The organism is Pseudomonas sp. AC239, assembly GCF_979258545.1.
Genome location: NZ_OZ409864.1, coordinates 3,081,700 through 3,095,666, shown reverse-complemented (window position 1 = coordinate 3,095,666; position 13,967 = coordinate 3,081,700). Strand labels below are relative to the sequence as shown.

The 13,967-nt window shown below is 61.1% G+C and carries 7 protein-coding genes; 6 read left to right on the top strand and 1 reads right to left on the bottom strand.

Annotation, left to right across the window (positions count from 1 at the left end):
- Positions 1 to 265 precede the first annotated feature (265 nt).
- The 6 genes from ACZ0AZ_RS13900 (at position 266) to ACZ0AZ_RS13875 (ending at position 13,448) form a co-directional block, all read left to right on the top strand.
- Positions 266 to 997, top strand: coding sequence for a GntR family transcriptional regulator (locus ACZ0AZ_RS13900; RefSeq protein ID WP_039759150.1), 732 nt, complete (start codon positions 266 to 268; stop codon positions 995 to 997).
- Between the two features lie 24 nt (positions 998 to 1,021).
- A complete protein-coding gene (nagA, locus tag ACZ0AZ_RS13895; RefSeq protein ID WP_463570824.1) occupies positions 1,022 to 2,128 on the top strand; it encodes an N-acetylglucosamine-6-phosphate deacetylase in 1,107 nt (368 codons plus the stop codon).
- Complete coding sequence (locus tag ACZ0AZ_RS13890) at positions 2,109 to 3,131, top strand: SIS domain-containing protein (RefSeq protein WP_129999857.1); 1,023 nt, start codon at positions 2,109 to 2,111, stop codon at positions 3,129 to 3,131. The genes nagA and ACZ0AZ_RS13890 overlap by 20 nt, the downstream gene beginning before the upstream one ends.
- A gap of 142 nt (positions 3,132 to 3,273) precedes the next feature.
- Positions 3,274 to 5,787: a phosphoenolpyruvate--protein phosphotransferase gene (gene ptsP / locus ACZ0AZ_RS13885; protein ID WP_463537565.1), complete on the top strand. Its 2,514-nt coding sequence runs from the start codon at positions 3,274 to 3,276 to the stop codon at positions 5,785 to 5,787.
- A gap of 23 nt (positions 5,788 to 5,810) precedes the next feature.
- Positions 5,811 to 7,526 (top strand): N-acetylglucosamine-specific PTS transporter subunit IIBC, encoded by a 1,716-nt coding sequence (nagE, locus tag ACZ0AZ_RS13880; protein ID WP_463537564.1) that lies wholly within the window; start codon positions 5,811 to 5,813, stop codon positions 7,524 to 7,526.
- Positions 7,527 to 7,727: 201 nt separating this feature from the next.
- Positions 7,728 to 13,448, top strand: a complete 5,721-nt coding sequence (locus ACZ0AZ_RS13875) for a membrane-targeted effector domain-containing toxin (protein ID WP_463570826.1) — start codon at positions 7,728 to 7,730, stop codon at positions 13,446 to 13,448.
- Positions 13,449 to 13,575: 127 nt separating this feature from the next.
- Here the strand turns inward: ACZ0AZ_RS13875 and ACZ0AZ_RS13870 are convergent, their stop codons facing one another.
- Entirely contained in the window at positions 13,576 to 13,959 is a 384-nt protein-coding gene (locus tag ACZ0AZ_RS13870; RefSeq protein WP_463571027.1) for a DUF6124 family protein, read from the bottom strand.
- Positions 13,960 to 13,967 lie beyond the last annotated feature (8 nt).

The window sequence follows — 13,967 nt, the reverse complement described above, 5'->3', positions numbered from 1 at the left end:
CCCGCAAAAAAATAAATCAAAAGATCGCAGCCTGCGGCAGCACCTACGGGGTGATACCACTTCCCACTGTAGGAGCTGCCGCAGGCTGCGATTTTTTGCTTTTCAACGATCATCGCTAATACCACTTAAAACCACCGCTCCCTAGACCCCCGATACTCGCGGGTTACAGGCCGTTTGCATGCGTTGACATGGTATTCAAGTGGTATTAATTTCCGTCGCACAAGCGAGCCACAACAATCCAATACTCGCGACGGAAACGACCTACATGAACGACCTCCAGACCCTACGTCCCGACGATTCCCAGCCGACGCCGCTGTACTTGCAACTGGCGCGCAATCTGGAAGCGGCGATTCATGCCGGGCAGTGGAAGGCCGAACAGGCGATGCCGTCCGAGCGCAACCTCAGCGACCAGCTCGGCATCTCCCGGGTCACCGCACGCAAGGCGCTGGAAGTCCTGCTGGAGCAAGGCCTGATCCGCCGCCTGCAAGGCTCGGGCACGTTCATCACCCCCCGCCTGGAACAACCGCTGTCGCGTCTTTCCGGTTTCAGCGAAATGCTGCGCCTGAAAGGTTTTGTGCCGAGCTCGAAATGGCTGGAGCGTGAAATCACCCTGCCGACTCACGAAGAACTTATCCGCCTCGGCCTGTCGCCTAACGACAAGGTGGCGCGCATGAAGCGCCTGCGCAAAGCCGATGACACGGTTATGGCGATCGAGATGAGCACCCTGCCCGCGTCGATCATGCCCAAGCCGCAAGCGGTGGGCGATTCGCTTTACGAATACCTCGACGGCATCGGCAAACCGATCGTCCGCGCCTTGCAGCACATCCAGGCGATCAATGCCTCGGACGAGTTCGCCGCACTGGTCGGCATCGCCCCCGGCACCGCCATGCTGCTGATGACCCGCGTCGGTTATCTGGAAGACAACACGCCGATCGAAGTCACCGACACCTATTGCCGCAACGACTACTACGACTTTGTGGCAGAGCTGCGCCGCTGAGAGCGGCCCCAAGCGAGAACGAAAATGTCCGAAGACAACATCCTCACCGCCAGCGGCTGGATTCGCGGCCGGCTGATCCACGCCCACGGCAAAGTCGTGGCAATCGAAGGCGAGCCCTGCGATCCGGCCGACAACGACCTGCCCTATCTGCTGCCGGGTTTCATCGACCTGCATGTGCACGGCGGCGGCGGCAAAGACATTATGGAAGGCGCCGAGGCCTTCGAAACCATCAGCAAAACCCATGTGCGTTTCGGCACCACCTCGCTGTTGGCCACGACCATGACTGCGCCGAGCGCGGAGATCGCAAATGTCCTGAAAGAGGTAGGAGAATTCTGCGAACAGCGTCCGAAAGGCGCCGCGCGTGTTCTTGGCGTGCACCTTGAGGGCCCTTACATCAACCCGGGAAAACTCGGCGCTCAACCGAACTTCGCCCACACCGCATTGATGGCCGAAGTCGAAGAATATCTTGCACTGGCGCCGATCCGCGTCATCACCATTGCCCCGGAAATCGCCGGTCACGATGGGTTGATTCGCGAGCTGAGCAGCCGTGGCATCCGCATGCAGATCGGCCACACCCTCGGCAGTTACGAGGAAGGCGTCGCGGCGCTGGCTGCCGGCGCCAGCAGTTTCACTCATCTCTATAACGCCATGAGCCCACTGCATCACCGCGAGCCAGGCATCGTCGGCGCGGCGCTGGCCCACGCCAAATACGCCGAGCTGATTCCCGATCTGCTGCACGTGCATCCCGGCGCGATTCGCGTGGCCCTGCGTTCGATCCCGTGCTTGTACTGCGTCACCGATTCGACCGCCGCCGCCGGCATGCCCGACGGTGAATACAAGCTCGGCAGCCACACCGTGACCAAATGCCTGGGGGGCGTGCGTCTGCCCGACGGCACGCTGGCCGGCAGCACCCTGACCATGGATCAGGCCCTGCGCAATCTGGTGAAGATCGGTTTGCCGATCGCCGAAGCCTCGCAGCGTCTGTCGCAATTTCCCGCCGACTACCTCGGCATTACCGAACGCGGGCGCCTTGCCCCCGGCGCCTGGGCCGACTGCGTGCGGCTCGATCGCTCACTCACACTGACCGCCGTCATGGTCGAAGGAGAAGACATTGACTTCAAAAATGCTTGAAGAGGCGCTGTCCTCGTTCGAGGCTGTGCAAGCCCAACTGCAACAACTCGACGCGCCGATGATCGAGATCGCCGGGCGCCTGCGCCGGCAGCCACCGCAAGTGGCGATGACCGTCGCCCGTGGCAGCTCCGACCACGCGGCGAGTTACTTCGCCTACCTGACCATGCAGCAACTGGGCGTGCCGGTGGCCTCATTGCCGATGTCGGTGGTGACCATGCAGCAGGCGCCACTGAAAGTCAGCGGTCAGGTTGCCTTTGCGTTTTCACAGTCGGGACAGAGCCCGGATCTGGTCAACAGCCTGCGCCTGTTGCGCAAGCGTGGCGCGCTGAGCGTGTCGATGGTCAATGCCGCCGATTCGCCACTGGAGGCGGCCTGTGAATTCAGCCTGCCACTGCTCGCCGGCACGGAAAGCAGCGTCGCCGCGACCAAGAGTTTTATCGCCACCCTCAGCGCCAGCGCGCGTTTGATAGCGCACTGGAAAGAGGACAGCGAACTGCTGCAAGCCCACAACGCCCTGCCAGAGGGCCTGCGTGAAGCAGCGAAACAGGACTGGAGCGTGGCCATCGAAGCCCTGCGCGATTGCGAGCGCCTGATGGTGATTGGCCGTGGCGCCGGTTTCGCCATTGCTCAGGAAGCGGCGCTGAAGTTCAAGGAAACCTCGGCGATTCAGGCCGAAGCATTCAGCAGCGCCGAAGTCCGTCACGGCCCGATGGCACTGATCGACGAACACTATCCGCTGCTGGTGTTCGCCCCACGCGGCGCCGAGCAGGCCGGCCTGCTGAGTCTGGCGGCGGAAATGCGCCAGCGCGGCGCCCGGGTCTTGCTCGCCGCGCCGGATGACATCAGCGAACGCGACCTGACCCTGACCCGCGCCGAACACCCGGCCCTCGATCCGATTCTGGCGATCCAGAGTTTCTACGTGATGGCCGCGGGCCTGGCCGTGGCCCGAGGCATGGACCCGGATCAGCCGCGCCACCTCAGCAAAGTGACCCGCACGCATTGATAGCGGCGAAAGGACCTAACTCTATGTAGGAGCTGCCGAAGGCTGCGATCTTTTGATTTTGATTCACAAAAAACAAGATCAAAAGATCGCAGCCTTCGGCAGCTCCTACAAGGATCAGCGAAATTACTGATGAGACCCAGCCATGCCCGACAACAATAAAGAGCTGACCCTCAGCGCCCCGCTCAGCGGTCCCGTGCTGACGCTCGCCAACGTCCCGGACGCGGTGTTCGCCAGTGGCGCGATGGGCGACGGCATCGCCATCGACCCGCTCAACGACACGCTGTATGCGCCCTGCGCCGGCGTGGTCATCCACGTTGCGCGCAGCAGCCACGCAGTGACCGTGCGCGCTGACAACGGTGCGGAAATCCTCCTGCACCTGGGCCTCGACACCGTTGAATTGAACGGCGAAGGTTTCGCCATGCTGGTCAAGGAAGGCGATCGCGTCAGCCTCGGTCAGCCGCTGCTGCGTTATGACCTGGACAAGGTCGGCCAGCACTGCAAAAGCCTGGTCAGCCTGCTGATACTGACCAACAGCGCGGATTTTCAGGTGCGGCCGATCACCCTCAAAGCGGTGAAAGTCGGCGAGCCGTTGCTGCACATCATCGCGCGTAATGTGGTGGCGGCGAATACCGATATAACCAGTGGGCCCGAGGCTCGTGGTCAGGCGCGCGTCGCTCATCGCGGCGGCTTGCATGCGCGTCCCGCTGCGCTGATCCGCCAAACCGCGCAGGGTTTCAGCAGCCATTCACAGCTGCACTTCAACGGCAAATCGGCGCCGTGCAACAGCCTGATCGGTTTGATGGGGCTGGCCATTGGTGAGCAGGATGAAGTGCAGGTCAGTTGTCAGGGGCCGGACGCCGATGCCGCATTGCAAGCGCTGCTCAGCGCATTGGCCACGGCGCTGCCGGACGATCATCACGCGCAAGCGCCGGTCAGCACTGCGGCGCTGAAACGCCCGGCCGAGGCTGGCGTGTTGCACGGTGTTTGCGCGGCGCCGGGGCTGGTCGCCGGGCCGTTGTTTCGCTTGAACGCGATCACTCTGCCGGCGGATGCGGGCCATCACGATCCGCTGCAACAGCAGCAGACTCTTGAAACGGCGTTGAACGCGGTGCGCAGCGAAATCGCCGCCACCCTCGCTCAGGCGAAAAAGCACCAGAACACCGACGAAGAAGCGATCTTCGCCGCACACATGGCGCTGCTCGAAGACCCGGCCCTGCTCGACTCCGCCCAGCAATTTATCGAACAAGGCACCGCAGCGACCCATGCCTGGAGTCAGTCGATCGACACCCAGTGCGACATGCTGCAAGGCACCGGCAGTCCGCTGCTGGCCGAACGCGCCAACGATTTGCGCGACCTCAAGCAACGCGTCCTGCGCGCTCTGCTTGGCGAGGCCTGGGGATACCAGGTGCCGGCCGGCGCCATTGTTGCCGCCCATGAACTGACGCCATCGGATCTGCTGCAACTCAGCGCGCAAGGCGTCGCCGGGTTGTGCATGGCCGAGGGCGGCGCGACCTCGCACGTAGCGATTCTGGCGCGCGGCAAAGGTCTGCCGTGCATCGTCGCTTTGGGCGCGCAATTGCTTGAGCAACCGCAAGATCAGGCCGTGGTGCTCGACGCTGACGGCGGGCGCCTCGAATTGACGCCAAACGCCGAGCGCCTGAGCGAAGTGCAACAGGCACAAATCGAGCGTCGGCAGCGTCGCGACAGCCAACAGGCCAAAGCCCATCTACCTGCAGAAACCCGCAATGGCGTGCACATCGAAGTGGTCGCCAATGTCGCCTCAAGCAACGAAGCGGCAGACGCTTTTGTCAACGGTGCCGATGGCGTCGGCCTGTTGCGCACCGAGTTTCTCTTCGTCGATCGCCAGACGGCACCGGACGTCGAAGAACAGCGCAGCGCGTATCAAGCGGTGATCGATGCCATGGGCGACAAGCCGGTGATCATCCGCACCATCGACGTCGGTGGCGACAAGCAACTCGACTACCTGCCACTGCCGCCCGAAGCCAACCCGGTGCTCGGTCTGCGCGGCATTCGACTGGCGCAGGCGCGGCCGGAAATTCTCGATCAGCAACTGCGCGCGCTGTTGCAGGTCAAGCCGTTGTCGCGTTGCCGGATTCTGTTGCCGATGGTCACCGAGGTCGACGAACTGCTGCACATCCGCCAGCGCGTCGATGCACTGCGGCTTGAACTGCGCATTGCCGAGCGCCCGGAGATCGGCGTGATGATCGAAGTCCCCGCCGCCGCGCTGCAAGCCGAACAACTGGCCGAACACGCCGACTTCCTCTCGATCGGTACCAACGATCTGTCGCAATACACCTTGGCCATGGACCGCGATCACGCCGGGCTGGCCGCGCGGGTCGATGCCCTGCACCCGGCGTTGCTGCGTCTGATCGCCATGACCTGCGAAGGCGCGGCGGTGCATAAGCGCTGGGTCGGTGTCTGCGGCGCCCTCGCCTCCGACCCGCTGGCGACGCCAGTGTTGATCGGCATCGGCGTCACCGAACTGTCGGTGAGCCCGGTGCAGATCGGTGAAATCAAGGACCGTGTGCGCCAGTTGCACGAAGCCGAATGTCAGCGCCTGAGCCGCGACCTGCTCAAGCTCTCCAGCGCCGCCGCCGTTCGCCACGCCTGTCATCAACATTGGCCTCTGCGCTAACAAAAACAACAAGGACAAACGCCATGTACCAACTCTTCATCGAAGGCCTGCAACGCCTGGGCCGCGCGCTGATGCTGCCGATCGCGATCCTGCCGATTGCCGGCCTGCTGCTGCGCCTGGGCGACACGGACCTGTTGAACATCGCGATCATTCACGATGCCGGGCTAGTGATCTTCGCCAACCTGGCGATGATCTTTGCCATCGGCATCGCCGTCGGTTTCGCCAAGGACAACAACGGCACCGCCGGCCTCGCCGGGGTGATCGGTTATCTGGTGATGATCTCCACGCTCAAGGTGCTCGACTCGACCATCAACATGGGCATGCTCGCCGGGATCGTCAGCGGCCTGATGGCCGGCGCGCTGTACAACCGCTTCAAGGACATCAAGTTGCCGGAGTATCTGGCGTTCTTCGGTGGCCGGCGTTTTGTGCCGATTGTCACCGGGTTCGCGGCGGTGGGTCTGGGCGTGCTGTTCGGCTATATCTGGCCGCCGATCCAGCACGGTATCAACGCGTTCGGCGCGCTGATGATGGAAAGCGGCAGCCTCGGCGCCTTCGTTTTCGGCGTATTCAACCGCCTGCTGATCGTCACCGGCCTGCACCACATCCTCAACAATATGGCGTGGTTCGTTTTCGGCAACTTCACCGATCCAACCACTGGCGCGCTGGTGACCGGCGATCTGTCGCGCTACTTTGCCGGCGATCCCAAGGGCGGCCAGTTCATGACCGGCATGTTCCCGATGATGATCTTCGGCCTGCCCGCTGCATGTCTGGCGATGTACCGCAACGCCTTGCCGGAGCGACGCAAGGTGATGGGCGGGATCTTCCTGTCGATGGCGCTGACCTCGTTTCTCACCGGCGTGACCGAGCCAATCGAATTCGCCTTCATGTTTCTCGCGCCGTTGCTGTTCCTGCTGCATGCGCTGCTGACCGGGCTGTCGATGGCAATCACCAACGGCCTGAACATTCATCTGGGCTTTACCTTTTCCGGTGGCTTCATCGACATGATTCTCGGCTGGGGCGAGTCGACCAATGGCTGGTTGGTGGTGCCGGTCGGGCTGGCCTACGCGGCCATCTATTACCTGGTGTTCGACTTCTGTATCCGCCGCTTCAACTTGAAGACGCCGGGGCGCGAAGACGTGGCCACGGCAGAAAAGGCCGTGCTTTCGGAAACCGAACGCGCCAGTGCCTACATAAAGGCACTGGGCGGCGCAGAGAATCTGCTCACGGTCGGCGCCTGCACAACGCGACTGCGCCTGGAAATGGTCGACCGCAACAAGGCCTCGGATGCCGAACTGAAAGCGCTGGGCGCAATGGCCGTGGTGCGCCCAGGCAAGGGTGGCAGCTTGCAGGTGGTGGTCGGGCCGCTGGCCGATAGCATCGCTGATGAAATCCGCCTGGCGATGCCAGCGCTGGGCCGTATGGCTTTGGTGGAAACCGCAGTGGTCGCCGATGAGCCGAAGACCGTTGCGCTCACCAGCAACGAGGCGCAGCAATGGCTGAATGCCGTGGGCGGCAGCGACAATGTGCTGCAACTCGATTGCATCGCGATGACCCGGATTCGCCTGCAACTGGCCGATGGCAAGGCGTTGTCGGAGGCGCAGTTGAAAGCGCTGGGATGTATGGGCGTCAGCCACTTGGACGGCGGGGTCTGGCATTTGCTCGTGGGCGACAGAGCAGCGAGTTTGAGCGCAGCGATCGAAGGGTTGGTCAGTCGCCGGGAAATCAACGCGCAGGTTTGAACCGGCGGTGATTGGCGGGCCTCGACGCGAGCAGGCTCGCTTCCAAAGTTCAAAGCATCGGCCTGTGGCCCGCCGTGCGACAAAGCGCGACACGCACGGCGGGCTATTTTTCCGCCGGCAAACCAATACATATCTACCACCCTCCTCTCGCGCACTCTCGGCATGCTCGGTGTTCATCCCACACGCATGGAGAGCGTGCCCATGAGCACATCCACCGCCCCGACGTTCGATGAGATCAGAAGCGATCTCAATCAGATCGGGCATCACTTTTTCAATCTCGAAAACGCGCTGTTGCCAGAGCAGAAAACCACGACCGAACAAGGCTATCTGAACCGCATCAACGGCTTGCTCAAGAGCCATCGCGAACAGTTTGTGCGGCGCAGCCGTGCGCTGTATCAGGCCCTGGCAGACAGCGATCTGCAGAGCAGTAGTGGCAAGGCCCTGGTGGCGGGCCTGAAAAACACCCTCGATACGACATTGCTGGACATGGATCTGCGTGACCAGATCGACGGAAAATCCGCAAAGTCTTTTCTGACCTACGATGCAGGGTTCACCGCGCTCGAGCACGAGGCGCGGCAGGCTGTAAAAGATCGCCTGCTGCACCCCGACGCCGGCGCGCTGCTGGAAAAACCCACCCTGGGCCCGGCCCTGCGACCGGCAGCCTACGCTGTGCAATTCAGCTACCAGGGGCAAACCGTCGAACTCGCCGGCGCTTTTGTGGTGACTGAAAAAAGCAGCCCGACGCTCGATGGTCTGGTCACCACACAAAACGTCGGCGACGTGCTGTTGTTCACTCCTTCGCGAGGTATAGAAGCCTTCGACTCGCTGGAAGATCTGGATGCCCGGCTGTTGCACTACCTGCAACACCCCGCCAGCCGCGAGGAATTCCAACAAATGCTGCCCGTGCGTTATCACGACTTGAGCGCAGCCGGCATCTGGCCGTTGCAACTGTCTTTGATCGACAGTCAGCCGCTGTTCGAGCGCGCCTGTGACACCCTCGCCGATAAACGCACGCAAGACATCGAACGGGCGTTGAGCTTCGTCGACAATTCTCAACAGGACCCGGCGCAATTGCTCGCCGCCCTCGACCGTGCCATCGCCGTTGCGCTACCGGAGCTCACCCCGCGCCTCGAATTGCGTGCCCAGACGCTGTTCGAACGGCATTTGCGTAACAGCGCACCGGACTGGTTTCGCAGCGCCAGTGCCACCCGGCAGGCCGAGCTGGCAGAGCATGTCGGCAACTATCAACAGGCGCGACAGAAACTGCTCGACCTGATGGGGCCGCTGGTCAGCCTGACGGCGCTCGCTCGCGAACAATGGCTGCAGCGTCTGAGCGATGACCTGGAAATCGACGATCTGGACATCGATAAACTGCAGATCAGCACTGATCGGCGCGTGCCTGGATTCGGCGTCTATGTTCATCAGCGCAGCCTGCTCGACCTGTCGCTGCGAGGCCCGCACACCGGCGATGAATTGCCGGGCTCGGAATTCCTAAGGCACACCACGCTCAGGTATGACCATGCGCCCCTGCCGCCGGAATTCGCCGACCTGACGCCCGCCTGGCTGGTCGAGCAGGCAATCGACTTGCAGCCTCGCGTCGACTTCGCTCAGTTGCAGCGCGACATGCATGCCCGACGCACCGTCCGACCAGCCATCGAGCATATGCTCGACCAAAGGATCGTCGCCCTGGCCTACAGCGCCATGTTGCAGGGGCATCTGCTCGACAGCGACGTACAAATGATCCAGCGACTGCGCAACGCCAGTGACCTTCACTTGCAGGCCGCAACACTGTCCTTGCACGGTGCACAATTGCAGGATCTGTGGGTACTGCGCGAGTCCAGCGCCACTGGCGCCGTGAAACGCGTATTGCTGTGCACTCCACAAGCGCCACGCGACCGGCAGTTCCAGGCTTTCGACAGCGAAATCGAATGCCAGACCCACGTGCTCGACTGGGCGAAGAGCCTCAATGACCCCGAGAGCATGGCTGGCTACCTGCTCAATCGCGCGCCAATGCGCTTTCGTCCGAGTATGCGCAAGGTACTGTCCGCGCTGAGCTTCAAGCCTGAGGCCAAGGAATACAAAAAGGTCACTTTCGAGCACTGTGGCAGCCATCTCGATTGCCTGCACGCAATGGCTGAGCACGTGCTGTCGGCGCGAATCGATGACTACGACTTCAACACGCCGCTATGGTATCGCCAGACCACCGCCGCCCACCGCAGACAACTGACGACCCTGACCGAAGGCGCCGAGAACACCTTGCGCGCATTTGCCAAGCATCCGTTATCCGGCAGCCGCTTTCCGGCCTTCGATGCTTTCGTGCACAAGCACGCAAAGATCAGCCTGAACCGCTTGCTTAAACGCCCGGACAATGATGTCGACCCGGACACCGTCTGGGCCTACTTACCGATGTCGGTCATTCCGGCGTTGACCCCCAAGCCGCTGACCTACACCGAGCTGTATCGTGACGGCTATGCCGACGGGATCGGTTTCCTCGATGCAAAATTTTCCCGATCGGCGCGCTTCAAGGGGCCGGAGGGGATCGATGTCAGCAGCCTCACTGCGCAGAATGTCGCGCGCTCGGTCACCGGGGTCTGGATTGGCAAACGCTATACCGACAAAGTCAAAGCCGAACTGCAGAGTCCAGCCAGCAAAGGCTATGTGCTCCGGCGCAACACCATCATGGCCATTACTCAGCGGCAAATGAAAAGCGCTGCCCTGGAATGCCAACTGCAGGGGCATATCAGCTCCAGCGATCGGCAATGGCTGGAGCGGAGCATCGCCAGCATGGACGACACTTCGCCGCCAACGCGCACTCGCTATCCGATCCACCGGCTGATGATTGACGGTGAATGGGTCATCGATACCTGGTTGTTCAGCCACGACAAACAGCCGGCGCTGCTCTACACCCCGGATGCCCCCGACGGTGTCGCTTTTCGCGAAGCGCGGCTATTCAATTACCTGCTCAAGCATACCGATGGGCTGATCGAATATCTGACAGTCAGGGTCGGGGTCCAGGCTCAGAAGCGGGTCCGTACGTTTCTGGAAACGGCCAAAAAGGACCTGCCACAGGAGATCAACCGAACCACGCCAGGTCCAGCCCGCTATGACCCGACGACGTCGATAGATCCAGTCAAGGACCTGCGCAATGTCCTGTATGACATGAAGCTGCAACGCAAGATCGATGATGTCCACGCCACCACCACCAGCCGGGCACAGATGATCAGCGGCGTGCTCTGGACTTGCCTCGAATGGGTTACCGCCATCGCGACCGCGCCTTTTCCTTTGTTGAGTCTGAGCACGGGACTGTTGCTGGCGTTCAAGGACGCCATGCTGGCGCTGCACGCGTATCGCCAAGGTGAACAGGGCGAAGCATTCATGCACCTGCTCGGTTATATGTTCAACAGTGCCGGCGCAGTGCTGACCGACCTGCGTCCAACTCTGCGCTCACTCAAACCGCTCAACCGACCGCTGCGCCAGACCGCCAGGGCCGCCAGCATAGAGCAGCAACAGACAGTTACGCTGATTGACCGGGTTGCAGCCACACCGCAGCGGGATGACATGGGTACGGTGATGTTCAGGGGGAAGCTCTACTGGGCCAGTCACCAACCCGACGCGCTCGGCCGTTACTTGTTGTACACCACTGTGCCCGGCAGCCCGGAGCTGGTATCGACTGGCATCCTCACCGTGCGCAACGCGGACGGCATGATGGTGCGCAGCGGTGTGGCCGGCGGCGCGCCAAAATATGACGCTGTTCCAGAAACGCCGGGGCCGCATAAAGATTATGGTGTCGCGCCCGAACATTGGGACAACGTCAAAAAAGTAATGGATCCGGAGTCCAGAAGTGAGGCCCTCAAAGACAGCGTGGCTTTCATGGCGCGGCCACATTCAATGCTTGCCCAGACTGTCGAGAAACTTTCCAAGACACGCACAGCCTACCTGGAGCAAGTGCAAACACTCACCAAAGACGCCATCCGACATTTCGCTGAACTCGCGCCATTGCCCGCTCGCGCTCAGGTCGCTGACGTTGCCGCCGACAGCACATTTGCACAGCTGATCACCAGCGATGCGTGCAAGGGGAAAAATCTGGTCATCGGCGCCCAACCCGGTTCGATCGCCAGTAAACAACTGCTGATCGATAATCTGGACGCGCTCGCTGCCAGTGGCTTCAAGCGTCTCTATGTGGAATATCTGGCGGGCGATGTTTTCCATCCCAAGCTGGAAAAAATGAACAAAGGTCGAAGCTGGAAAAATATCAAAAAACATCTTGAAACCATGGATGCGGCACTAGGGCATGGGAAGGACGCCGCCTTCTCCTATCTGGGGCTGGTACGCACGGCGCGGGAAAAGGGCTTTAAAATCAGTGCGCTGGATGCCTCTACCAGTTATGAACTGGAGCACGCCATGGTGTTGTCAAGAATTTCGCCATTGACGCCCCGCAGTAACAGCATCAGGAATTTCTACTCGCACAAGGCCCTGGCTGCCGATATCGCCGATGCGCCGCAGGAACGCTGGATCGTCCTCACCGAACAGTCACGCATGTGCACCTTCGACAAGACTCCGGGGCTGGCCGACCTGCATGACGCCGTTGCTGTGCGTGTCGAAGATGTCGACTTGTATCAACCCGCACGCGTAAGCAGGGATGCGCTCGGTGCCACCGTCGGAGAGGCGAAAGCGCAAGGTGATTTTCTCGTGCAAATGCCGAGCACGTACAAGGCGCCCCGGCCAGTGTCCAGGCCCGCAGCCACTCCCGCCGCTGTTGATCACTTCAGTGACTTCGACATTGCCGCGCCGTTGCGCGACGCCATCGCCGACATGTTGCCTCAACCCAAATCCCTGGATTCGCACTACGCCCCAACAGTACCTCGTGAAAGAAAGGCCTACGACGCTTTCCTCGCCCAGCGCAATCGTCTGGAGACAACAGCCAGAAACGCTTTTACCGATTTCGACCCTCCAGACGCGCCAATCCTGCCGGTGCTCACCTCCGACTGCACATTCGAAGCTTTTTTGCAGCAGTTGCGCGACGGGGATTTAAATCTGCTGATCGGCGAAGCCCACGGCGATGTGGCAAGCAAAGCGCTGCTGATAAAGCACATGAAAGCAATCAAGGAAGCGGGGTATGACACGTTGTATGTGGAGCACCTGCTCACCGACCTGCACCAGGCCGATCTGGATATTTTTCTGCAAGACCAGCTCATGCCGGACAGGCTGAAAGCGTATCTGCGTGCTCAGGATCAAGGACACATGCCCACTTATAAAGGCAACGATACGTACACCGCGGTCTTCCAGGCGGCGGCCAAATACAAAATTCGCATCAGGGCCCTCGATTGCACAGCCTCTTACCACCTCAAGGGCATCTATGACGAGGATATTTCGCGAAACGAGATGTTCAGCTATTTCGCTACCGAGGTGATCAATGCTGATCAACTGGCAAACGGACCGCATAAATGGCTGGCCCTCATCGGCAGTGCGCACACCAATTACAATCTGGGAGTGCCAGGTCTGGCCGATACTCTTTCAGCCGTCAGCCTGCACGTACGCGACACAGCGCCCGAACTGGCCAGAGACATTCACCGCGGCACATGGGAATTTGTCAGCGGCAAGCGCGACATCGTAAGGGCCGTGAACTGCGACTTTCTGATGGAAGTGGCCGTCCCCGGGAGGAAAAAGCCTGTCGCGACGCCATCGGTCAGTCGTAGCAGACTGACCCAACGCGGGCACTTCCTGATCGAGAACGCAGACACCCGCAGCGCCAGCGTGGTGCATAAGTCCAGGACTGACGAGATCGTTGTCACGCCGATTCAAGTCAATGACCAAGGCTTGTTGTTCATTGATCGCTGGGGGAAAAAAGACCAGCTATTCAAATACCTGCAAACACTGATCGATATGCTTGCAGCAGATGTGCCGCTGACCCAGGTGAAGTGACGCCAGGGCGATTGCACATTATGGAACCACCGAGCTTGATGGCCCGGTGGTTTTTTGGCTTGGAATCCGGCGTTGAATGCCGAGCTCAAAGCCGCGCGCCATTTATCGCCTGGATGATGCCTGCTTTTCAGGCGCGAGGATCAACCCGATCCAGCGCACGGTTCACCGCCAGCTCGGCAAGCATGATGATCTGCTGAATCGCCAGCGCGGTATGGCGTTGCGGTCGCCCCAGCTGATCGGCGAAATCACTGGCCAGGGTGTTGGCTGAAGCGAGGGATTCACAGGCGTGGGCCAGCAGGGTCTCGGTGTCGACGTCGGGCTGGATGAGGAACATGGTGCTGGGCGGGCACGCCTTGCTCGGCTGTGGGCACAGGTAAAAATCCAGAGCGCGCTTGATCGCTTCGCGGTTTTTCGCAAGGTCGTCGGCGCGGATGGTTTGTTCGAGGGGGGTGGTGGGTTCGAGGGGGGTGGTGGGTTCGAGGGGTGGGTCGGGGACGATCTTATCCGAAATGCTTCTCC

What these genes read in the sequence shown, in the direction of transcription:
- ACZ0AZ_RS13900 (WP_039759150.1), top strand. Translation starts at nt 266, where the DNA reads ATGAACGACCTCCAGACCCTACGTCCCGACGATTCCCAGCCGACGCCG.
- nagA (WP_463570824.1), top strand. Translation starts at nt 1,022, where the DNA reads ATGTCCGAAGACAACATCCTCACCGCCAGCGGCTGGATTCGCGGCCGG.
- ptsP (WP_463537565.1), top strand. Translation starts at nt 3,274, where the DNA reads ATGCCCGACAACAATAAAGAGCTGACCCTCAGCGCCCCGCTCAGCGGT.
- nagE (WP_463537564.1), top strand. Translation starts at nt 5,811, where the DNA reads ATGTACCAACTCTTCATCGAAGGCCTGCAACGCCTGGGCCGCGCGCTG.
- ACZ0AZ_RS13875 (WP_463570826.1), top strand. Translation starts at nt 7,728, where the DNA reads ATGAGCACATCCACCGCCCCGACGTTCGATGAGATCAGAAGCGATCTC.